Genomic DNA, 19,787 nt, shown 5'->3' on the forward strand with positions numbered 1-19,787 from the left:
GCTGCGCAGCCGAGCGGGAGCAAGCTCCCTCGCCACAGATTTACTCAACCGATCAAACCGGCGGCAACCGCCACTCAATTGGCGCTTCGCCATTCTGCTCAAGAAACTTGTTGGTCCGGCTGAAATGCCCACAGCCCAGGAAGCCACGATACGCCGATAACGGCGACGGGTGCACCGAGGTCAGCACCAAGTGCTTGGTCGCATCAATCAGCTTCTGTTTGCTCTGCGCATGCGCGCCCCACAGCATGAACACCAGGTGCGGCTGGCGTTCGCTGACCAGTTCGATGATCCGGTCGGTGAAGAACTGCCAGCCCTTGTCCTTGTGCGCGTTGGCATTGGCGCGCTCGACGGTCATGGTGGTGTTGAGCATCAACACGCCCTGATCGGCCCAGCTCTGCAGGTAGCCGTGATTGGGGATGTCGATGTTCAGGTCGCGCTTCAACTCCTTGTAGATGTTAACCAGCGATGGCGGCGCCGGCACGCCCGGCTGCACCGAGAAGCACAAGCCATGGGCCTGGCCCGGGCCGTGGTACGGGTCCTGGCCGAGGATCACCACTTTGACTTTATCCAGCGGCGTCGAATTCAGCGCGTTGAAAATCAGCGGTCCCGGCGGATAGATCTCCTTGCCGGCCGCCCGCTCCTGCTGCAGAAAATTGCGCAACTCTGCCATGTAAGGCTGGTCGAATTCAGCACGCAGTGCCTCCTTCCAGCTCGGTTCGAGTTTGATACGGTCGTCAGCAGTCATGGTCATACCCGGCAAAAACAATGGGGCGAACCCTAGGAAAGCCGACCACGCTTGTCAATTGATCTGACGCAGATCCGGCACTTTCCCACACAGCGATCATACTGATCGTTCAAATTCCCGATCGAGGTCACGATGAATCTGCACTTCGAAGAACTCACCGGCAGCGACGGCGCCCGCCTCGGGATCGCCAGCCTGGATGCTGAAAAGTCGCTCAACGCGCTGTCCCTGCCGATGATCAACGCCCTGAGCGACAAACTGAACGCCTGGGCCAAGGATCCACAAATCGTCTGCGTGCTATTGCGCGGCAATGGCGTCAAGGCATTCTGCGCTGGCGGCGAAGTACGCAGCCTGGTGGAAGCCTGCCGCGCCCATCCCGGCGAAGTGCCGCCACTGGCCGCGCAGTTTTTCGCCGCCGAATACCGCCTGGACTACAGCCTGCACACCTACCCCAAACCGCTGATCTGCTGGGGCCACGGTTACGTGCTCGGCGGCGGCATGGGCCTGTTGCAAGGCGCCAGTACGCGGATCGTCACGCCGAGCAGTCGCCTGGCGATGCCGGAGATCACCATCGGTCTGTATCCGGACGTCGGGGCCAGTTGGTTTCTCTCCCGGTTGCCGGGCAAGCTCGGCTTGTTCCTCGGTCTGACCGGTGCGCACATGAACGGGCGTGATGCGATCGATCTGGATCTGGCCGACCGCTTTCTGCTTGAAGAGCAGCAACCGCAACTGATCGAAGGCCTGCTGCAACTCAACTGGCAGGAGCAAACCGACATGCAACTCAACAGTCTGCTCAAAGCCCTGCAACAGGAAGCCGTCGGGCAGATGCCCGAGGCACAGTGGTTGCCGCGCCGCCAGCAGATCGACGAACTGCTCGACGTCAGCGACGTCACCTGCGCCTGGAAAGCCATCAGCCTGCAACGCGACAGCAACGACCCGCTGATCGCCCGCGCCGCGAAAACCCTGAGCGAAGGCTCGCCGCTGACCGCGCATCTGGTCTGGGAACAGATCCTCCGCGCCCGCTACCTGTCGCTGGCCGAAGTCTTTCAGATGGAATACACCCTGAGCCTCAACTGCTGCCGGCATCCGGAGTTCAGTGAAGGGGTTCGCGCGCGACTGATCGACAAGGATCAGAAGCCGCACTGGCATTGGCCGGACATCAATAACGTCCCGGAGGCGGTGGTCGAGGCGCATTTTCACAAGGTGTGGGAAGGTCGGCATCCGTTGGCGGATTTGACGGTTTACTGACTGCCCGGCAAATCGCAGGCACAAAAAAAGCGGCGCTCAATGCGCCGCTTTTTTGTTTGCGGATGATTACCAGCGACCGCCTCGCCCGTCGTGGTCGCCCCGGTTACCGTGATGATCACGGCCACCACGATCCCGATCCCAACCCCCGCCGCGGTGCCCGTCCCAGCGCCCGCGATCGTTGTCGTGCCAGCGACGGCTTTCGTAGTAGCGCGGCGCTGGTTGGTAGTAGCGCGGCGCCGAGTAGTAACGTGGCGCTGGCTGGTAGTAACGCGGGGCCGCCTGGTAGTAGCGCGGTGCCGAGTAATACGTGCTGCCACCGCTGTAATACGTGCCGCCAGTGTTGTAGTACGCGGGAGCGGGTGACGTGTAGACCTCCGAGCTGTAGTAACTGTCTGCGTAGGAGTAAGGAGCGCAACCGGCAACGGAAAACATCATCGCAGCAAGTAGAAGAATTCGTCGATACATGGCGGCCTCCTGGACCGCGGGTAGCCACACCAGCGACGCTGGCAGGCATCAGTCGGTTATTCGGTGACTGACGAATTATCTGACAGCGTTTTCCGAATCTGGTGCGCTTTCGTAACAAGTTGAAACATGTGATTGATGAAATCCTGTTCATTTGGAAAACGCTGTCATTCAGCCGCCGATCAGTGGTGCCCACCGTGATAGCCGCCGCCGTGGTAACCGCGTCCATAACCGCCGCGATAGCCGTGACCGCCGTAGTAATAGTGCCCGCCACCGTAATAGCGCGGGCCGTAATAACCGCCGTAGTAATACGGTGAGTAATAGCCGGGATAGTAGTAAGTGGCAGGGTAAGCATCGTAAGGACCGGCGTAGTAATAACACCCGGACAGCCCCAGGCCGAGCACTGCTCCCAGCAGCACCCGGCGCAACAGTTTTGAAGTACTCATGACGGCCTCCTGAAAGACCTGCGGCTGCAGCAAGACAGCGCAGCCGACACAGTTTTGACTGTCAGGTCCGGGGCAAGTGCCGGGCGCGGAAAGGCTTCAGATCAGCGGCGTCAGTCACACTGCCCCCCTGCTCGCGAAGAAGGAGTGTCAGACGACATTTACGTTGGCTGACCCACCGCTTTCGCGAGCAGGCTCGCTTCCACAGTTAGCCTGCGTAATGTCCGGGAATACATCGATGCCACCACCGTACATGCTCATGACACCTTGCATACCCTGCTGTCTCGGGCCGATCATGCGATGTAACGGGCCAAGCAAACCGGCCGTAATCGCACCTGCGCGGAAATGCCTCACTCGTCCTATGCCTGATTCCGACACTAAACCCGACCTCTGCCCGGCCTGCGGCGCACGCAATGATTGCAGCCTTGCCGACCCGCGAACCGCTGACCGAGCCTGCTGGTGCTACGGCGTGAGCATTGATCCTGCAGTCCTCGAGGCGCTGCCAGCGGCGCTGCGCGACAAATCCTGTCTGTGCCCGCGCTGCGCGCAGGTCGAGGCGCAGCTGCAAGCAGCGGCGCGGCCGATCACGTAAGATGCGCGGCCCTTTGTCCGCCGATTTCTGACCATGCGCGTCGACCGTTTCCTCAGCAACCTGCCCCGCTATAACCGTCAGCAGGTTCGCCTGTTGCTGGTGGAAAAGCGCGTGCGGATCGACGGAAAAGTCGTCAGCGACCCGCACAGCGAAGTGCTGGAGTTCAGCCGCGTCGAAGTCGATGAGCAGGTACTGCAAGTCGGTAAACCGGCGCGCTACTTCATGCTGCACAAACCGCCTGGCTGCGTCAGTGCGACCCGCGATCCGCAGCACCCGACCGTGCTCGATCTGATCCATGAACCGGACAAGGACGACCTGCACATCGCCGGGCGCCTGGACTTCAACACCACCGGGCTGATGCTGATCACCAACGATGGCAGTTGGTCACGGCGTCTGACCCAGCCACAGACCAAACTGCCAAAAGTCTATTACGTCGAAACCGAACAAGAGATCGGGCCGCAATACGCGATCACGTTTGCCGAGGGCCTCTACTTCGCCTTCGAAAACCTGACCACGCAACCGGCGCAACTCCAAGTGCTGGGCCCGAAAGCGGCGCGCCTCAGTATCGTCGAAGGTCGCTACCATCAGGTAAAACGCATGTTTGGTCATTTCAACAACAAAGTGTTGCGCCTGCACCGCGAATCCATGGGCGCGCTGTCGCTCGATAACGCGCTAAAACCGGGCGAGTACCGCGCTTTGCGCACCGAAGAGATTCATTTGTTCTAAGCCGGCGACCGCTCAGCAGAAGTTGTCGAACAATTTACCAACGGCACTTGCGCGATCCCCATCCCACTGCTTGAATCAGGACGTCGGCCAAATTGTGACCGATTAGTCACAACATACATCCAAGAAACTTTTTGCCGGTCGTCAGCCCTCCGGGTTGCGCCTCAGCCGGCAGACTGCCCGCCAATAACAACACCCGTCGACCGCAGTCATGGATCGACATGGGCCAAGTAAATTCCAGGCGTATGCCTACCTGTCACAAAGCTCGTGCAATCTCTATTTGCGCGCATACCCGCTTGCTTGCCAGGAGTCTTATGACATGAGGCCAGAAATCGCTGTGCTGGATATACAGGGTCAGTATCGGGTTTACACGGAGTTCTATCGCGCAGACGCCGCAGAAAAGACCATCATCCTGGTCAACGGCTCGATGGCCACGACTGCGTCGTTTGCTCAAACCGTGAAAAATCTGCACCCGCAATTCAACGTGGTTTGCTATGACCAGCCCTACGCGGGCAGGTCGAAAATTCACAACCGTCACGAGAAACATCTGACCAAGGAAGTCGAAGGGCAGCTCCTGCTGGAGCTGATCGATCACTTCAGCGCAGAACATGTGCTGTCGTTTTCCTGGGGCGGCGCGGCGACCCTGGTCGCCTTGGCCCACCAGCCCCGGCGCATTGAAAAAGCTGTGATCAGCTCGTTCTCGCCAGTGATCAACGCACACATGCTTGATTACCTGGAGCGCGGTGTCGACTACCTTGGCCAGCGCGATGGCGATCGGGTCGGGCACCTGGTCAACAACACGATTGGCAAACACCTGCCGTCACTGTTCAAGCGCTTCAACTATCGCCACGTCAGCAGCCTGGCCGAGCACGAATACGGGCAGATGCACTTTCACATCAACGACGTGTTGCACAGCGACCGTCAGTGCTATTTGAATGCGGCGAAGAAGATCAACGTGCCGGTGCTGTTCCTCAACGGCGAATGGGATGAATACACCGCCGCCGAAGACGCCCGGATATTCGGCAACCACGTGGCGCACAGCACCTTCACCACGCTGCAGGCTACTGGGCACTTCCTCGACATGGAGCACAAGGCTGCGTGCCGCGATAGCCAGAACGCCCTGCTTGGCTTCCTGAAACCGTCACAGCAAACGAGCCGAACGCGTTATGCGTTCGTTCAGGATCACCATGCACTGGCCATTTGAAAAAGTGTCGTCGCGAGCGGGTCTGTGGGGCTGAAAAACCAGTATCGATGGCCCTGCGGATTCGCCCGCGAATGACCGTTTTCAATGCTGTAACGCGCTGCGAGGAAAAGAAAAACTTCAAATTCGCGCCCGACTCTGGTACAAAGTCAGCCGCTCTGAGCGGGTATAGTTTAGTGGCAAAACGAAAGCTTCCCAAGCTTTAGTTGAGGGTTCGATTCCCTCTACCCGCTCCACTCAATCAGGTCTCACGTCGTGGTTATGACGGGGGATGCAGGAACAGAAAAAACCGGCCTACAAGGCCGGTTTTTTTGTGTCCGGGATTTGAGGTCGGCTACTTGGTCGGCACCGAACCATTATGCAACGCACCGTTTATTGCAGATGCACCAGCCCTCTTTACGCTTTGATTGTTACTAACGCTTAAGCTAGAGCTTGGCAAAGACCTGCATGTCGATCTGCTCGTGAAGGATAATTCTGGACGCCTCTACAAGGCTGCTGTCGACAAGATTGACTACCATATCCCCGAGAAGCATACACCGACGGTTCTCACCGTCCCCACGACCCGCTAGCATTTCCCCATCACCCACCACCCTCCCCCTGCGCGGCCATCGACGAATACGCGTTCTCACTTTCGAGGGACTCCATGGCGCGGCCACTGTGCCGCTGATGACCGAACTCAAAAGAGCACTTCCCCCATGACGCAAAACATCTACGACGACCCCGAATTTTTCCACAGCTACAGCCAGATGAACCGCTCCATCGGCGGCCTCGATGCCGCGCCGGAGTGGCCGGCGCTCAAAGCGTTGCTGCCATCGATGCATGACTTGAATGTGGTCGACCTCGGCTGCGGCTATGGCTGGTTCAGCCGCTGGGCCAGCGAGCACGGCGCCGCTCAGGTGCTGGGGCTGGATGTCTCGGAAAAAATGCTCGAGCGCGCGCGCGAAACCACTACGGCAGCGAACATCCGCTATGAGCGCGCCGACCTTGAGCATCTCGACCTGCCGCTCTGCCGTTTCGATCTGGCCTACAGTTCGCTGGCACTGCACTACATCAAAGATCTGTCCGGGCTGTTCGCTCATCTGTACGCGGCGTTGAAACCGGGTTCGCATTTTGTGTTTTCCATCGAACATCCGATCTTCATGGCCCCACGCAATCCTGGCTGGCTGGTCGACGGCGATGGCCACAAGCGCTGGCCGCTGGACAGTTATCAGATGGAAGGCGAGCGGGTGACCCACTGGCTGGCGGACGGGGTGATCAAGCAGCACCGCACGATGGGCACGCTGTTGAATGCGTTGATCGCGGCAGGTTTTGCCATCCGCCATGTCAACGAATGGGGGCCGAGCGATGCAGAGGTGGCCGCGCAACCGGCGCTGGCTGAAGAGCGGGAGCGGCCGATGATGATGCTGGTGGCGGTGCAGCGCTGATCTGATCTGAACAAACAATATGCGGCGAGGGGATTTATCCCCGATGGGTGCGCAGCACCCGCTTAAAGGGTCTGCTGCGCGGTCCATCGGGGATAAATCCCCTCACTACAGGTGGCTGAAGGCTGGCTTCAGCGAGTCGCGACGATAAACAACCGCGGAAATGGCAACAGCACCGAGCCATCCGGCAACGCCGGATAGGCCTTGGCCACCGCCGCCAGATACTGCTGCAGGTATTGCGCCCGCTCCTCTTCAGTCAGCGGGTTCAAGAACGGAATCAAGCCGCTGCCCTTGAACCACTCCACCACACCCGCCGCCCCGCCCGGCAGTTGATGGTGATAGGTGGTGCGCCATACATCCACCCGCGAACAGTGTGGACGCAACATCGATAAGTAATCGCTGGCACTCGCCATGTCGGTGCGTTGCCCGGCGGCGCCAGCCAGTTTGGCGGCCCATGGGCCATTGGCGGCGACTTCGCGCATCAGCCGATGGGAAGGCTCGTTGAGGTTGTCCGGCATCTGGATCGCCAGGCTGCCTCCGTCCGACAGCTTACCCGCCAACGCCGGCAGCAACGTCGCGTGATCCGGCACCCATTGCAGCACGGCATTGGCGAAGATCACATCGAACGGCCCTTGATCCGCCCAGCTATCGATTTCCGCGACTTCGAACCGCACGTCAGGCAAGCGCTTGCGCGCCGCGTCAATCATGTCCGCCGAGCTGTCCAGACCACCGACCTGCGCCTGCGCAAAACGCTGCACCAGCAGCTCGGTGGAGTTACCCGGGCCGCAACCGATATCGACCACCGATCGCGCCTGAACCGTGGGAATCGCCGCCAGCAGATCACGGGCCGGGCGGGTGCGTTCATCTTCAAAAGCGACGTATTGTCTGGCGGACCAACTCATTGCGTTCTCCTGTCGTGACATTCCAGCGGTTCGTCACCATACAGGCAGCGCTGCGGGCAGTTCCAGAGAGGCTTATTGCCAAGAGTGTCTGGTTGCTCGCAATGATTGGCAGGTTTCAGTTGTAAGTAGAATTTTCATCGCATCCCGGATGTCTGAATTTCAAGCTCTCCCAATAAGGAACACCGCAATGAAATTCGCCAAAATCTCCCAGACCCTGGCCCTTTGGGCCGGCAGCCCGAAAACGTTCATGGGCGCGTTGATCCTGATTTTTCTGTGGGGGTTGAGTGGGCCGATTTTTGATTTCAATGACACCTGGCAACTGATCATCAACACCTCGACCACGATCATCACGTTTCTGATGGTGTTCCTGATCCAGAACACGCAAAACCGCGATACCGACATCCTGCACCTGAAACTTGATGAGTTGCTGCGGGTGAACAAGGAAGCACAGAACGCGATGCTCGGGTTGGAATCGCTGGATCTCAAACAACTGGAGGCGCTGCGCAGGCATTACCGCAGCCTGGGGGAAAGCGAGGTATTCGATCTTGAAGGGCTGGGGGAGAAGAGCAAGCCGAAGCAGGATTTGAATGACTGCTGAAACCGTTGCTGGCAGGTCAAATTTTGCGGCGAGAGAGTTTCAGTAGCCCTGAAGAGGTCTGCTACGCAGCCCGGCGGGAGCAAGCTCCCTCGCCACAGAAATTGGTTAAATCCGAACTCAGCGGCTGGCTTGCAGCGCCCGGGCCATTTGCAGATGGTGTTGCAGTTTTGGCAGTGTCTCGTCGGCAAACGCCTTGATTTCCGGCACATCGGTCGACTGCGCTTCCTGCTGGATCTGCTGGATGGCCTCTTCGGTCGCTTTCACTTGGCTGGCGGCGTAGGCCTGGTCGAAGGTTTCACCGTCCTTGACCTGCGGGATCATGCTCTTGGCCTTGTCGGCGATTTCTTCACGGGGTGCAACCGGCAGATCGAGTTTCTTGGCGATCTTCGCCAGATGCTGGTTGGCCGTGGTGCGGTCATTGATCACCACGATGGTGTAATCCTTGACCTCTTTGGATTCGGATTTCTGGTGCGCCAGACGGCTGGCTTCGATGTCGGCCATGCCTTTGGCAGAAGCATCGTTGATGAAGTCGGCAGGCGACTGGGCGAATGCCGTGCCAGCGAACAAACCCAACAGGGTGGCAACACTTAAATGACGTATCTGCGTGGCCATCCGGCTCATGGTCGCGCCCTCCTATCTCTGCAAATTCAAGCGGGGGCTTGCGCCCCCGCCTCTCAATCAAAACAACCTCGCCGACTACTTCGACTTCTGAGCTGGCTTGCGGCCCATTTCGGCTTTCGCAGGCTCTTTGTCGACTGTCGTGGTGGTGGTTTTCCCACCTTTGCGACCGGCTTCAGAGGCCTTCGTTCGATCGTTGGCGAAGTTTCCCGAGTTGGAGTTTCTTGAATTAGGCATGATTCTCTTCCTCTTGGTGTTGATCGTTGGCGAGCAGGTGCCCGCCTAGATTGAGAATTGCCAGGCTGCCAAAGGTTTAGAAAAGTTGCCCGCGCCGCGACGAACGGCGCGCACCGGTTCAGATATCAACCAGCCGATGATTGAGGCGTTTGGCGGCGTACATCGCCTGGTCGGCATGCCGGAACAGTTGCTGCTCCTCGCTGCCATGTTCGGGATAACGAGCCACGCCAATGCTAGGCTCGATGTGCAGGTTGTGACCGTCCAGCCGCATGGGTTGCACAAGCACCTGGCGGATTTTTTCGGCCACGCTGTCGGCGTCTTCAGCGGCGTGGATACTGTGCAGCAGCACCACGAATTCGTCGCCACCAATGCGCGCCACGGTATCGGTATCGCGTACGCAGCCCTTGAGCCGACTCGCCACAGTTTGCAACAGCATGTCGCCGACCGCGTGGCCGAAGGTGTCGTTGACCTGTTTGAAGCGATCCAGATCGACGTACAGCAACGCCATGTTTCCCGACGCGTCCCGGGCGCCGGCCAGTGCAGCCTTGAGACGGTCTTTGAGTAATCCGCGATTGGGCAACTGGGTCAATTGATCGTACTGCGCCATGCGCTTGAGCCGCGCGTACAGTTGCTGGCGCTCGATGGCGGTGGCGACCTGGGCGCAGACGTATTGCAGCAGTTCCTTGTCCTGTTCGGTGTAACGTTCGCCGCCGGGCAGGCTTTTGACGATCAACGCACCGATGGTGCCGTTTTTCGAATTCAGCGGCACACCGAGCCAGCACGGTGAATCCTGCCCCGCCACCAGCGCCGCGAAATCGGATGAGGCGTCGGGGCTGTCGGGCGTCAGCAGAATCGGCTGACCGCTGCGGATGACTTGCGCACACAAACGCCAGGTGACGGTGCCCGGTTGCTCGGGCTGCAATTCGTGATCATCAACGTGATAGGGGAAATTCAGCTGCGCACAGTGCTCGTCGTACAGCGCTACGGAAAAATTCAGCGCCGGCAGCCATTCGCCGATGATCAGGTGAATACGTTTGAACAGCGCCAGCAAGTCTTCGGCGACATGCGCCGCTTCGGAGATCGCATACAGCGCAGCCTGACGCGATTCCGCCTGCTTGCGCTCGGTGATGTCGCGGGCCACGGCGATGCGCAGCTGATCGACCTCCGACCAGCGCGCCGACCACAGTATGTTCGCGATGCGCCCGTCCTTGCGCACGTAGCGGTTTTCAAAGTTGTGTTTCGGTTCACCGCCCATGATGTCACTGGCCGCTTCCAACGTGCGCTGGCGGTCGGCCGGATGCACCAGTTCGATCATCGGCCGGCCGATCAACTCGTCAGGCGTATAACCGAAAATGCGCTCGCAGGCGGCACTGACAAAAACGAAACGGCCCTGCCTGTCCACCGCACAGACGGCATCCAGCAACAGGTCCATATAACTCGCCAACGGCGCGGAGTTTCGGCTTTCCATGGTTCAGCGTGGGTGTCCGGACAATGCAGCACTGTTCAACCATCCTTGCCCTTGATCAAGCATCCCTGCACACAATTTCAAGCCTCGTTCGGCAGCAATCCCGGTAGTGCGTGCACCAGTGCGTTTATGGCAAAACCGATGAACATCACGCCACATAAACGCGTGATCATCAGCTCGTGGCGCTGATACAGCGTGCGTACGCGGCGGGCGCCAACCACGCCGATCAGAATAGCGTAGGCCAGCAAACCGCCAAGGAAGCTCAGGGCGATCAGCGCCGGCAGCATCGACCAGTTGAGCAGTTCGGCACGACTCGACAGCAACGCGGTAAACGTCGCCACCGCCACCGGGTAGGCCTTGGGATTGGTCAAACCAAACAGGATTCCGTGCCAGAACGGCTGACGCGCAGCGCCCTGCGGCTGATCATCGCTGCGCCGCTGGGCGCGCACTGCGCGCCAGCCAAGCCAGAACAGGTACACGCCGCTGAGTACGCCGAGCACGTCAAAAGCCGTGCTGCCGATTTCCCGGGCGCCGACGATGGCGATCAGCGCGGTACTGCACCAGACCACATCACCAAGCAAATGCCCGCAAAGAAACCCCGCCCCGGCCCGACGGCCATGTGCCGCGCCGATGCCGAACACCGCCAGAACGCCCGGCCCGGGTGTGATGCCGTAAATGAAACCAGAGGCCAGAACGGCCATTAGCAGCGATGGAGTCATGAAAAACCTGCTGTCGCCAGTACAAATGATGGCCAGTCTATATCAGCCTGCGACGCCTGATCATGACTCGTCGTAAAAACGCATCCCCGAGTACGGTTTCAACCGACAGGCTGCCAGTCGCGAGGCCAAATTGCCGACGTGCGCTTCGAGCTTGTGGCCATCAGGATCAAGGAAGTAGAACGAAGCACCTTCGCTGCGGTTGTCACGCCACTCTCGCACGTTCGCCGCTTTTAGCGTTTGCACGAACAACGAAAAATTCGCCTCAGCCAGGCTGAACGCGTAATGCGTGTAGTCGACGGACGGCTCGCCGCGGCGCTGCGCATCCAGCGCCAGGCACAACCACAGCCCCGGCAGCGACAGATAGGCGCCGGCGTCCCACGTGGCTTCTACACGCAGATTCAGCACGTCACGGTAGAACGCCAGACTGCGCGGCAAGTCGCTGACGGCAAGGGTCAGGTGATTGAGGCCAGTGAGCATCGGGATCAGTAACCTCTGAGGTCTTCGGGGACGGCGTACTGCTGGCCATCGTACGTCAGGGTGACCTGCTTTTTCTTCAACTCGGTGGTTTTCGATACGCACTGATTGCCAGATTGGGTGTTTTTCATTTTGCTGCCACTGGTGGTGACGATCAGATCGGCAAAACCATGGTGAATCGCAGGCCCGATCTCGACGGTGCGGCGGATTTTTCGGTTATAGCCCTCACACTTGCTGGTGAATTCACCATGGTTCTTGTACACCACCAGCCCTTCGAGCACCGGACGCAGTTCGTCCCCCTCACGCACATACAGCGCCAGATCGGTTTTTTCGTAGGGGATGGCGTGGGAACTGTGCGCGAATTTCGCCCGCAGCCCAAAAGCCCGGACGTCCGGGGTCAAACGGTAACGCGCCGTATCGATGCGTACATCCTCCAGACGCACGGCATCGGAGTTGTACGCGCCCGGTTTATGGTAAGTGGCGATGGGTTTGGCGTTGCTCGCATTGAGGAGCGCCAGCTCCAGATCGAACGCCCCGGCATCGTCGCCACCGGAGTCGGCGAGGTAGGTGGATTTGACCGAAATCGCCTGACTCGGATACGCCGGCCATACGTTGCAACGCGACATGGATTTGCCGTCGAAACTCTGGGTGGTGCAGGCGGCGTGGGCCTGGGTGGTGATGGCCAGCAAACCGAGGGCGAGCAGGAGTCTGGTGGGGTTGAGCATGGTTCTTCCTTGATAGCTGTTGTGTATGGCTGGCGGGTTACAGGCCTTGGAAACCGTTTGGCAAAACGTAGGATTTTCCGTCGTAGTGCAATGTTGTCAAAACGGGTTTGTTGTCAGTGGTTTCAGTTTTACATGCGTCTCCCGTCCCCACACTTGTTGTGTCTTTCTCCAAGGTTTTGACAATCAGATCTGCATAGCCGTGAGAGCTCGTTTTAGCGATTTCTACTGTTCTTGAAATCTCATATCGCTCGCCTTCGCAGTCACCATCCCACTCGCCGCCATACCGATAAACCACTAATTTATCCAATACCGGGCGCAATTTTTCGCCCTCTTTCACGTAGAGCGAAAGCAGGTTTTCTTCCATCGGATTGATCCGGGATCCGTTAGTGGATAACGCACGTACGCCAAAGGCACGAAGATCGGTAGTCAGTGTGTAGCGAGCCGTATCGAGCGTTATTTCTCGCAAACTGACGCCATCCAATACAAATGCAGCCGCTTTGTTATAAGTCGCAATGGGCTTCGATTGAGCGGTGTCCAGAACGGACAAGTCGAAATCGTAGGTACTCAGCGCTTCTGGGTCATCAGATGGGGATCCGCGCTTAAACTGTGCAGTGGCGTTGATGGTTAATCCTGGATATGCAGGCCACTCCTTGCAGACAGAAAGATCCAGATCTCCTGCCATCGGTGTTGGCACGCAATCAGCCAACACCTGCCCCGCCATCAACCACCCACTCAGGGCCACCCAGCCGATCCATCCAGACTTCACTGTCACACCCCACTCCTTGATAACGTTTTCAGCTGCGCACTATCCCCTCCTCAATCCGGCGATTCAACCAGTTCAACGCCTGATCCCCACCACGGCGCTTGTGCCACGCCAGCACAAACGTGAACGGCGCAATCTCGAACGGTGGCGGCAGCACAATCAGCTCCTGCTGATCAATCTCGCGCACGCTGCGCGACGACACGGTGAGAATCAGATCCGTACCGCTGATCAACTGTGGCGCGACGTTCCAGTGCGGCAGGCTGATGGCGACGCGGCGGCGTTCGCGCAATGCGGTCAGGGCCCGTTCGATTTCCGGGGTGCCGCTGCCGCGCATTTCCAGCAAGACGTGCGGGCGCGACAGATAGGTTGGCAAATCCAGTACGCCGTCGGCCGGCAAGCTGCAGCGATCCAGCAGGCAGACGTAGCGCTCTTCAAACAGCAACGTGCTGCGCAATTCGTTGGGCATTTCCGGGAACACTCCGGCGGCCACATCGATGTCACCGTTGAGCACCCCCTCCAGCATGCCTTCGCGGCTGGCATGGCTGATCTGCAGGTCGATGCCCGGTGCCTCGCGGCGCAAGGTGCGGATCAGTCCAGGCAGGATGATGGCCGCGCCGTAGTCGGACATCGCCACGCGAAAGGTCCGCCGCGCAGTGGCCGGATCGAACGTGTTCGGCGCCAGCAGTGATTGCACCTGGGCCAGCGCTTCGGCCAGTGGCGCGACCAGTTCCAGCGCCCGCGCCGTGGGCACCAGCGTCGAACCGGCGCGCACCAGCAGCGGATCGCCCAGCACGTCGCGCAGACGCGCCAGCGCATGGCTGACGGCCGGTTGACTCAGGTGTAGCCGCTCGGCGGCGCGGGTGACGTGTTGCTCGCTGAGCAAGGCATCGAGGATCACCAGCAGGTTGAGATCGATACGGCGCAGATCATTCATCTTGTGCATGTTCTGGATGACAAAACGGAATTTAAATCTGCGCGACGAATACTCTAGAGTCCAGCAAAACCTGTTGGAGTGTGATCATGAGTACGTTGCAGTGGGCCGGCCTGTTGCTGCTGGCCGCGTTTGCCGGGGCGGTGGTGCCGTTTCAAAGTGCGATCAACAGCAATCTGGCGCGGAGCCTCGGCCATCCGCTGTGGGCAACCCTGGCCTCGTTGCTGGTGAGTGTGTTGGTGTTGTTGCCGGTGATTCTGGCGCTGCGCCTGCCGCTGCCGTCGTTGGGGTTTATCAGCAAGGCACCGTTGTGGATGTGGGCTGGCGGTGCGTTCGGCGTGTGCTTTGTGGCGCTGGCGGTGATGTTGCTGCCGAAGCTCGGCGCGTCGGGGTTTGTTGCGCTGGCGTTGGCCGGCCAGGTGATTGCGTCGATGCTGCTGGATCACTTCGGGTTGTTTGGGCTGGTGGAGAAACAGCTGACGGCGTCGCGGGTGTTGGGCGCGTTGCTGCTGATTGGCGGGGTGGTGTTGATTCAGTTTGGTGGGGTGTTTGAGCGGAATGTGGCAGCGGTTGGCTGATCTGAGAGCTCATGGTTTTGTGGTGTTGACGAGTCAGTCTTGGCGAGCAGGCTCGCTCTCACAGTGATCGCATTTCAACTGTGGGAGCGAGCCTGCTCGCGAAGGGGCCAGTGAGCTCTGCTGAACATATCAGGACGGCGCCTCTCAAAACGCGTTACGGAAAATCTCCTCGATCTGCCGCTGATCCGCCGCCCGTGGGTTGGTCAGGCCGCACGCGTCTTTCAGTGCGTTGGTGGCAAGCACCGGGATGTCGCTGAGCTTGGCGCCGAGTTCGCGCAGGCCGCCGGGAATATCGACATCCTTGGCCAAACAGCGGATCGCATTGATCGCCGCCTGAGCGCCCTCCTCCGCGCTGAAACCACGAATGTCCGCGCCCATGGCGTGGGCGACGTCAGTCAGGCGCTCGGCACAGACCAGTGCGTTGAACGTCTGCACATGCGGCAGCAGCACGGCGTTGCACACGCCATGAGGCAGATCGTAGAAACCGCCCAACTGGTGGGCCATCGCATGCACGTAGCCGAGCGATGCGTTGTTGAACGCCATCCCGGCGAGGAACTGCGCGTAAGCCATGTTCTCCCGCGCCGCGAGGTCGCTGCCGTCCCGCACGGCCAGGCGCAGGTTGTTGCTGATCAGGGTCATGGCCTTCAGCGCGCAGGCATCGGTGATCGGGTTGGCCGCCGTCGAAACGTAAGCTTCGACGGCGTGGGTCAGCGCGTCCATGCCGGTGGCGGCAGTCAGGCTTTTCGGCATGGCGACCATCAGCGCCGGGTCGTTGACTGACAGCAACGGCGTCACGTTGCGATCGACAATGGCCATTTTCACGTGACGCGATTCGTCGGTGATGATGCAGAAACGGGTCATCTCGCTGGCGGTGCCGGCGGTGGTGTTGATGGCGATCAGCGGCAACTGCGGCTTGCTCGATTGATCGACGCCTTCGTAGTCGCGGATCTGCCCGCCGTTGGTCGCACACAGGGCGATGCCCTTGGCGCAGTCATGGGGCGAGCCGCCGCCCAGCGACACCACAAAATCGCAACGACTGTCCTTGAGCAGCGCCAGCCCGGATTCGACGTTGGCGATGCTCGGGTTCGGTTTGGCGCCATCGAAGATCACCGAGTCGATGTCCTGCATCGCCAGCTTCTCGGCGACCATGGTCGCCACGCCAGCCTTGGCCAGCCCCGCGTCGGTGACGATCAGCGCCTTGCGAAACCCATAGTTGCGGATCGCAACCATGGCCTCATCGAGGCATCCATTGCCCATGATGTTTACGGCTGGAATGAAAAAGGTGCTGCTCATGCGCGTCTCCTGACTGGGGCCGAATCGAATGCTCCGATCCGGCGGATGTGCACAGGATCGACTGATCGGTCACGGCCGATGTTGATCTGGCTCAACGCCCGCTCGTGATAAAGTCGCCGTCCATCCGCCCTTTGTTTTGAGACTGCCCACGCAATGACCGATTATCTGGATGTCGACGCCACCCTCGAAGACTGGAGCGTCCTGCGTACCACCACTGACTTCAGTGGTCTGCTGGTGGGCAATGGCGCCAGCCGCGCGGTGTGGGACGACTTCGGCTACGACTCGCTGTTCGAAAACGCGCGCACGGTGGAAGAGAAACCGCTGAGCCCGTCGGAGCTGAGCGTGTTCGATGCGATGCAGACGCGCAGCTTCGAGCAGGTGCTCGGTGCACTGAAAACCACCAGTCGGGTCAACAAGGCGCTGGCCGTCAGCTCGGCGGCACCGCGCAATCGCTATTACGCGATCAAGGAAGCACTGATCAATACCGTGCACGCCGTACACATTCCGTGGCGGCTGGTACAGGCCTCGACCCTGGTCACGCTCAATGAGGAACTGGCGCGCTACCGCACGGTATTCACCACCAACTACGACCTGCTCAACCACTGGGCGATCCAGCACCGCAGCGAGGCCATCGACGACCTGTTCAACGGCCCCGACGCCCGTTTCGATCTGAGCGCAAGCGCCAGCCCCAAACCGCGTCTGCTGTACCTGCACGGCGGTCTGCATCTGGTGCGCAATCAGGACGGCACCGCGCGCAAACTGACCTCGACCGAGGGCACCCTGCTCGGCAGTTTTGCGATCAACAACACGATCAAGACGCTCGACGACGTGCCGCTGTTCGTCACCGAAGGGCCGAGCGCGGACAAGCTCAAGACCATCCGCAGTTCGGATTATCTGTCGTTCTGTTATGAACAGTTATTGGGGCACGCGGATAACCTGTGCATCTTCGGTCATGCCTTGGGCGAGCAGGATGCGCATATCGTGAGGGCGCTGCGCCTGGCGAAACCGGCAAGCGTGGCGATCTCGATCTATCCGCGCAGTGCGGCGTTCATTCAGCATCAGAAGCGCCATTACGCGAAGGTGTTCGAGGGCACCGGGATCGAGTTGCGTTTTTTTGATGCGAAGACGCATGCGTTGGGGGATCCGAAGCTTTCGGTGCCGGTCGAGGTTTAAAGCAAGATCAAAAGATCGCAGCCTGCGGCAGCTCCTACACAGATCGGCGTAGGAGCTGCCGCAGGCTGCGATCTTTTGATTTTAAGGTTCATTCTTCGCTGCTGTGCACCACCACCAGCAACTGCGCCTGCACCTCGCCCACCGACCTGATCCGGTGCGGCTTCTGCGCGTTGAAGTGCAGCGCATCACCACGCTCCAGCAGCACCCGTTCGTTCATGAAATCCACTTCCACCTGCCCTTCGTGGACGAACAGAAATTCTTCGCCCAAGTGCTCCTTGAAGGTCTTGTCGGTGAATTCGCTCGGCGGGTAGATGATGAATGGCAGCAGGTTGCGTTCGCTCACCTGATGCGCCAGCACCGCATACCCCGGGCTCTGATCGTTGGCCGCCAGTGACTGGCGTTCGTGGCTGCGCACCAGGCTGTAACTGTCGAGGCTGACGTTGTCTTCGGAGAACAATTCCTCGACCTTCACGTTCAGCGCCTTTGCCAGTTTCAGCGCGGCCGCAATCGACGGGGTGTTCAACCCGCGCTCGACTTTCGACAGATAACTCTTGGTCATGCCGGATTTTTCGGCCAGTGCCTCAAGCGTTACCCCAAGTTTTTTTCTCAACAATTTCAAACGGATAGACATGCGCAGCAGTTATTCCATCAAGGAAACGACGATTGATGCTTGCTTATGACACTTTGTGTCATATAGGCTCTTTAGTGTCATTTGCAATCACCCAAAGGACACAGACATGGCCAAGACATTAGCACTACCTAAAGAACAACTGGTCAAGCAAGCGCTGACCCAAATGCAAAAAAGCCTGGCGGATAATACGTGGACTGACCGGCAAAAGCTGGCGCTGACCTGCCGGATCCTGTTCGAGAGCGGTCATGACTCCGGTCTGGCCGGACAGATCACCGCTCGCGGCCCGCAACCGGGGACCTATTACACTCAACAACTGGCCTGGGTTTCGATGAAATCACCGCGAGCAATCTGCTGCTGGTCAACGAAGACCTGGAAGTGCTCGAAGGCCACGGCATGGCCAACCCGGCCAATCGTTTCCACAGCTGGGTCTACCGCGCCCGGCCGGACGTGAAATGCATCATCCACACCCACCCGACCCACATTGCTGCATTGTCGATGCTGGAAGTGCCGCTGCAGATTTCCCACATGGACCTGTGCCCGCTGTACGACGACTGTGCGTTTCTCGAGGGCTGGCCGGGCGTGCCGGTGGGCAACGAAGAAGGCGAACTGATCGCCGGCGCGCTGGGTGACAAGCGCGCCATTCTGCTGTCGCACCACGGCCAGCTGTCGACCGGCGGCACGATCGAAGAGGCCTGTGTCATCGCCCAACTGATCGAGCGCGCCGCCAGACTTCAACTGCTGGCAATGGCCGCCGGTACGATCAAACCGATCATTCCGGCGCTGGGGCGCGAAGCCCATGACTGGGTGTCGAAACCCAAACGCCACGCCGCCGCTTTCAACTACTACGCCCGGCAGAACCTGCGCCAACACGCCGATTGCCTGAACTGATTTCAGCTTTTTCCGGAGACTCATCATGTCCAATATTCACGGCATCATCGGTTACACCATCACCCCGTTCAACGCCAACGGCGAAGGCCTCGATCTGCCGGCCCTCGGCCAATCCATCGATCGCCTGATCGACAGCGGCGTTCACGCCATCGCCCCGCTGGGCAGCACCGGCGAAGGCGCCTATCTGAGCGACGCCGAATGGGATCAAGTCGCCGAGTTCAGCATCCAGCACGTCGCCAAACGGGTGCCGACCATCGTCAGCGTGTCCGACCTGACCACCGCCAAAGCCGTGCGCCGCGCGCGCTTCGCCGAAGCCCACGGCGCCGATGTGGTAATGGTGTTGCCCGCCTCCTACTGGAAGCTCACAGAAGCGGAAATCCTCGCCCATTACCACGCCATCGGCGACAGCATCGGCGTGCCGATCATGCTCTACAACAACCCGGCCACCAGCGGCACCGACATGTCGGTCGAGCTGATTCTGCGCATCGTCAATGGCGTGGAAAACGTGACCATGGTCAAGGAGAGCACTGGCGACATTCAGCGCATGCACAAGCTGCAATTGCTCGGTGAAGGCCAGGTGCCGTTCTACAACGGCTGCAACCCATTGGCGCTGGAGGCGTTTGCCGCCGGGGCCAAAGGCTGGTGCACCGCCGCGCCGAACCTGATCCCGCAGCTGAATCTGGATCTGTATGCGGCTGCGCTGGCCGGTGATCTGGAACGCGCACGCGAGCTGTTCTATCGCCAGTTGCCGCTGCTGGATTTCATCCTCAAGGGCGGTTTGCCAGCGACGGTCAAGGCCGGACTGCGGGAGACGGGGCTGGAGGTTGGTGATCCGCGCTTGCCGGTGTTTCCGTTGAGCGAAGCTGGGCAAGCTCAGCTAAAAGCAATCCTCAAGACCCTGCGTTGATCTCACACACACAATTACCTGTGGGAGCTGGCTTGCCAGCGATAGCGGTGTAT

The 19,787-nt window shown here is 59.6% G+C and carries 23 protein-coding genes, 1 tRNA gene and 1 pseudogene; 11 read left to right on the plus strand and 14 right to left on the minus strand.

What is annotated here, in order from left to right; all coding sequences use genetic code 11:
* Window positions 1-52: 52 nt before the first annotated feature.
* Window positions 53-745: a uracil-DNA glycosylase gene (gene ung / locus KVQ82_RS22950; protein ID WP_007963257.1), complete on the minus strand. Its 693-nt coding sequence runs from the start codon at window positions 743-745 to the stop codon at window positions 53-55.
* Window positions 746-877: 132 nt separating this feature from the next.
* Between ung and KVQ82_RS22955 the strand changes: the two genes are divergently transcribed.
* Window positions 878-1,990 (plus strand): enoyl-CoA hydratase/isomerase family protein, encoded by a 1,113-nt coding sequence (locus KVQ82_RS22955; protein WP_222016045.1) that lies wholly within the window; start codon window positions 878-880, stop codon window positions 1,988-1,990.
* Window positions 1,991-2,056: 66 nt separating this feature from the next.
* Here the strand turns inward: KVQ82_RS22955 and KVQ82_RS22960 are convergent, their stop codons facing one another.
* Together KVQ82_RS22960 and KVQ82_RS22965 are read right to left on the minus strand one after the other, a co-directional pair.
* Window positions 2,057-2,455, minus strand: coding sequence for a hypothetical protein (locus KVQ82_RS22960; protein WP_222016047.1), 399 nt, complete (start codon window positions 2,453-2,455; stop codon window positions 2,057-2,059).
* A gap of 179 nt (window positions 2,456-2,634) precedes the next feature.
* On the minus strand, window positions 2,635-2,898 hold the full coding sequence (locus tag KVQ82_RS22965; protein WP_041070412.1) for a hypothetical protein: 264 nt from the start codon (window positions 2,896-2,898) through the stop codon (window positions 2,635-2,637).
* 358 nt (window positions 2,899-3,256) lie between these two features.
* Between KVQ82_RS22965 and KVQ82_RS22970 the strand changes: the two genes are divergently transcribed.
* The 5 genes from KVQ82_RS22970 to KVQ82_RS22990 all read left to right on the plus strand — a co-directional run bounded on the left by KVQ82_RS22970 (window position 3,257) and on the right by KVQ82_RS22990 (window position 6,835).
* The gene (locus KVQ82_RS22970) at window positions 3,257-3,487 is read left to right on the plus strand and encodes a cysteine-rich CWC family protein (RefSeq protein WP_041070414.1); all 231 of its coding nucleotides are present in this window, start codon (window positions 3,257-3,259) and stop codon (window positions 3,485-3,487) included.
* 33 nt (window positions 3,488-3,520) lie between these two features.
* A complete protein-coding gene (locus KVQ82_RS22975) occupies window positions 3,521-4,213 on the plus strand; it encodes a pseudouridine synthase (protein WP_222016049.1) in 693 nt (230 codons plus the stop codon).
* Between the two features lie 316 nt (window positions 4,214-4,529).
* Window positions 4,530-5,414 carry an alpha/beta fold hydrolase gene (locus tag KVQ82_RS22980; RefSeq protein ID WP_198758606.1) on the plus strand — a complete coding sequence of 295 codons (885 nt, stop codon included), beginning with the start codon at window positions 4,530-4,532 and terminating at the stop codon, window positions 5,412-5,414.
* Window positions 5,415-5,573: 159 nt separating this feature from the next.
* A tRNA-Gly gene (locus KVQ82_RS22985) sits at window positions 5,574-5,647 on the plus strand.
* A 459-nt stretch (window positions 5,648-6,106) separates the two neighbouring features.
* Window positions 6,107-6,835 carry a bifunctional 2-polyprenyl-6-hydroxyphenol methylase/3-demethylubiquinol 3-O-methyltransferase UbiG gene (locus tag KVQ82_RS22990; RefSeq protein WP_222016051.1) on the plus strand — a complete coding sequence of 243 codons (729 nt, stop codon included), beginning with the start codon at window positions 6,107-6,109 and terminating at the stop codon, window positions 6,833-6,835.
* A 128-nt stretch (window positions 6,836-6,963) separates the two neighbouring features.
* Here KVQ82_RS22990 and tam read toward each other — a convergent pair whose 3' ends face one another.
* Complete coding sequence (gene tam, locus KVQ82_RS22995; RefSeq protein ID WP_222016053.1) at window positions 6,964-7,734, minus strand: trans-aconitate 2-methyltransferase; 771 nt, start codon at window positions 7,732-7,734, stop codon at window positions 6,964-6,966.
* A 187-nt stretch (window positions 7,735-7,921) separates the two neighbouring features.
* Between tam and KVQ82_RS23000 the strand changes: the two genes are divergently transcribed.
* The gene (locus KVQ82_RS23000; RefSeq protein ID WP_222016056.1) at window positions 7,922-8,332 is read left to right on the plus strand and encodes a low affinity iron permease family protein; all 411 of its coding nucleotides are present in this window, start codon (window positions 7,922-7,924) and stop codon (window positions 8,330-8,332) included.
* A 117-nt stretch (window positions 8,333-8,449) separates the two neighbouring features.
* On the opposite strand, the gene KVQ82_RS23005 is transcribed toward KVQ82_RS23000, so the two are convergent.
* The 8 genes from KVQ82_RS23005 to KVQ82_RS23040 form a co-directional block, all read right to left on the minus strand.
* Window positions 8,450-8,953, minus strand: a complete 504-nt coding sequence (locus KVQ82_RS23005; protein ID WP_222016058.1) for a DUF4142 domain-containing protein — start codon at window positions 8,951-8,953, stop codon at window positions 8,450-8,452.
* Window positions 8,954-9,028: 75 nt separating this feature from the next.
* Window positions 9,029-9,187, minus strand: a complete 159-nt coding sequence (locus KVQ82_RS23010) for a KGG domain-containing protein (protein ID WP_080963245.1) — start codon at window positions 9,185-9,187, stop codon at window positions 9,029-9,031.
* Window positions 9,188-9,305: 118 nt separating this feature from the next.
* Window positions 9,306-10,655 (minus strand): bifunctional diguanylate cyclase/phosphodiesterase, encoded by a 1,350-nt coding sequence (locus tag KVQ82_RS23015; protein ID WP_222016061.1) that lies wholly within the window; start codon window positions 10,653-10,655, stop codon window positions 9,306-9,308.
* Window positions 10,656-10,732: 77 nt separating this feature from the next.
* The gene (locus tag KVQ82_RS23020) at window positions 10,733-11,371 is read right to left on the minus strand and encodes a LysE family translocator (protein WP_041070432.1); all 639 of its coding nucleotides are present in this window, start codon (window positions 11,369-11,371) and stop codon (window positions 10,733-10,735) included.
* Window positions 11,372-11,431: 60 nt separating this feature from the next.
* On the minus strand, window positions 11,432-11,848 hold the full coding sequence (gene fos / locus KVQ82_RS23025; protein ID WP_041070434.1) for a fosfomycin resistance glutathione transferase: 417 nt from the start codon (window positions 11,846-11,848) through the stop codon (window positions 11,432-11,434).
* A 5-nt stretch (window positions 11,849-11,853) separates the two neighbouring features.
* The gene (locus KVQ82_RS23030) at window positions 11,854-12,570 is read right to left on the minus strand and encodes a hypothetical protein (RefSeq protein ID WP_222016063.1); all 717 of its coding nucleotides are present in this window, start codon (window positions 12,568-12,570) and stop codon (window positions 11,854-11,856) included.
* Window positions 12,571-12,607: 37 nt separating this feature from the next.
* Window positions 12,608-13,342 (minus strand): hypothetical protein, encoded by a 735-nt coding sequence (locus KVQ82_RS23035; RefSeq protein ID WP_222016065.1) that lies wholly within the window; start codon window positions 13,340-13,342, stop codon window positions 12,608-12,610.
* Window positions 13,343-13,364: 22 nt separating this feature from the next.
* Complete coding sequence (locus KVQ82_RS23040) at window positions 13,365-14,276, minus strand: LysR family transcriptional regulator (protein WP_222016067.1); 912 nt, start codon at window positions 14,274-14,276, stop codon at window positions 13,365-13,367.
* A 77-nt stretch (window positions 14,277-14,353) separates the two neighbouring features.
* Here KVQ82_RS23040 and KVQ82_RS23045 point away from each other — a divergent pair, with 77 nt between their 5' ends.
* Window positions 14,354-14,842, plus strand: coding sequence for a DMT family transporter (locus KVQ82_RS23045; protein ID WP_222016069.1), 489 nt, complete (start codon window positions 14,354-14,356; stop codon window positions 14,840-14,842).
* 144 nt (window positions 14,843-14,986) lie between these two features.
* Here the strand turns inward: KVQ82_RS23045 and yiaY are convergent, their stop codons facing one another.
* Window positions 14,987-16,135 carry an L-threonine dehydrogenase gene (gene yiaY / locus KVQ82_RS23050; protein WP_145593373.1) on the minus strand — a complete coding sequence of 383 codons (1,149 nt, stop codon included), beginning with the start codon at window positions 16,133-16,135 and terminating at the stop codon, window positions 14,987-14,989.
* 153 nt (window positions 16,136-16,288) lie between these two features.
* Here yiaY and KVQ82_RS23055 point away from each other — a divergent pair, with 153 nt between their 5' ends.
* Window positions 16,289-17,308, plus strand: a complete 1,020-nt coding sequence (locus KVQ82_RS23055; RefSeq protein WP_222016071.1) for a DUF4917 family protein — start codon at window positions 16,289-16,291, stop codon at window positions 17,306-17,308.
* 88 nt (window positions 17,309-17,396) lie between these two features.
* On the opposite strand, the gene KVQ82_RS23060 is transcribed toward KVQ82_RS23055, so the two are convergent.
* Window positions 17,397-17,939: a helix-turn-helix domain-containing protein gene (locus KVQ82_RS23060; protein WP_003222480.1), complete on the minus strand. Its 543-nt coding sequence runs from the start codon at window positions 17,937-17,939 to the stop codon at window positions 17,397-17,399.
* 106 nt (window positions 17,940-18,045) lie between these two features.
* On the opposite strand from KVQ82_RS23060, the pseudogene KVQ82_RS23065 reads away from it, so the two are divergent.
* Window positions 18,046-18,827 (plus strand): annotated as a pseudogene (locus KVQ82_RS23065) (aldolase).
* Between the two features lie 22 nt (window positions 18,828-18,849).
* Window positions 18,850-19,734 carry a dihydrodipicolinate synthase family protein gene (locus KVQ82_RS23070; RefSeq protein WP_222019438.1) on the plus strand — a complete coding sequence of 295 codons (885 nt, stop codon included), beginning with the start codon at window positions 18,850-18,852 and terminating at the stop codon, window positions 19,732-19,734.
* The last annotated feature ends 53 nt before the right edge of the window (window positions 19,735-19,787 follow it).

This window comes from Pseudomonas sp. AO-1, from assembly GCF_019775695.1.
In the GTDB taxonomy this organism is placed as follows: Bacteria; Pseudomonadota; Gammaproteobacteria; order Pseudomonadales; family Pseudomonadaceae; genus Aquipseudomonas; species Aquipseudomonas parakoreensis.

Coding starts and splice junctions, on each gene's coding strand:
- ung (WP_007963257.1), bottom strand. CDS start 745: ATGACTGCTGACGACCGTATCAAACTCGAACCGAGCTGGAAGGAGGCA.
- KVQ82_RS22955 (WP_222016045.1), top strand. CDS start 878: ATGAATCTGCACTTCGAAGAACTCACCGGCAGCGACGGCGCCCGCCTC.
- KVQ82_RS22960 (WP_222016047.1), bottom strand. CDS start 2,455: ATGTATCGACGAATTCTTCTACTTGCTGCGATGATGTTTTCCGTTGCC.
- KVQ82_RS22965 (WP_041070412.1), bottom strand. CDS start 2,898: ATGAGTACTTCAAAACTGTTGCGCCGGGTGCTGCTGGGAGCAGTGCTC.
- KVQ82_RS22970 (WP_041070414.1), top strand. CDS start 3,257: ATGCCTGATTCCGACACTAAACCCGACCTCTGCCCGGCCTGCGGCGCA.
- KVQ82_RS22975 (WP_222016049.1), top strand. CDS start 3,521: ATGCGCGTCGACCGTTTCCTCAGCAACCTGCCCCGCTATAACCGTCAG.
- KVQ82_RS22980 (WP_198758606.1), top strand. CDS start 4,530: ATGAGGCCAGAAATCGCTGTGCTGGATATACAGGGTCAGTATCGGGTT.
- KVQ82_RS22990 (WP_222016051.1), top strand. CDS start 6,107: ATGACGCAAAACATCTACGACGACCCCGAATTTTTCCACAGCTACAGC.
- tam (WP_222016053.1), bottom strand. CDS start 7,734: ATGAGTTGGTCCGCCAGACAATACGTCGCTTTTGAAGATGAACGCACC.
- KVQ82_RS23000 (WP_222016056.1), top strand. CDS start 7,922: ATGAAATTCGCCAAAATCTCCCAGACCCTGGCCCTTTGGGCCGGCAGC.
- KVQ82_RS23005 (WP_222016058.1), bottom strand. CDS start 8,953: ATGAGCCGGATGGCCACGCAGATACGTCATTTAAGTGTTGCCACCCTG.
- KVQ82_RS23010 (WP_080963245.1), bottom strand. CDS start 9,187: ATGCCTAATTCAAGAAACTCCAACTCGGGAAACTTCGCCAACGATCGA.
- KVQ82_RS23015 (WP_222016061.1), bottom strand. CDS start 10,655: ATGGAAAGCCGAAACTCCGCGCCGTTGGCGAGTTATATGGACCTGTTG.
- KVQ82_RS23020 (WP_041070432.1), bottom strand. CDS start 11,371: ATGACTCCATCGCTGCTAATGGCCGTTCTGGCCTCTGGTTTCATTTAC.
- fos (WP_041070434.1), bottom strand. CDS start 11,848: ATGCTCACTGGCCTCAATCACCTGACCCTTGCCGTCAGCGACTTGCCG.
- KVQ82_RS23030 (WP_222016063.1), bottom strand. CDS start 12,570: ATGCTCAACCCCACCAGACTCCTGCTCGCCCTCGGTTTGCTGGCCATC.
- KVQ82_RS23040 (WP_222016067.1), bottom strand. CDS start 14,276: ATGCACAAGATGAATGATCTGCGCCGTATCGATCTCAACCTGCTGGTG.
- KVQ82_RS23045 (WP_222016069.1), top strand. CDS start 14,354: ATGAGTACGTTGCAGTGGGCCGGCCTGTTGCTGCTGGCCGCGTTTGCC.
- yiaY (WP_145593373.1), bottom strand. CDS start 16,135: ATGAGCAGCACCTTTTTCATTCCAGCCGTAAACATCATGGGCAATGGA.
- KVQ82_RS23055 (WP_222016071.1), top strand. CDS start 16,289: ATGACCGATTATCTGGATGTCGACGCCACCCTCGAAGACTGGAGCGTC.
- KVQ82_RS23060 (WP_003222480.1), bottom strand. CDS start 17,939: ATGTCTATCCGTTTGAAATTGTTGAGAAAAAAACTTGGGGTAACGCTT.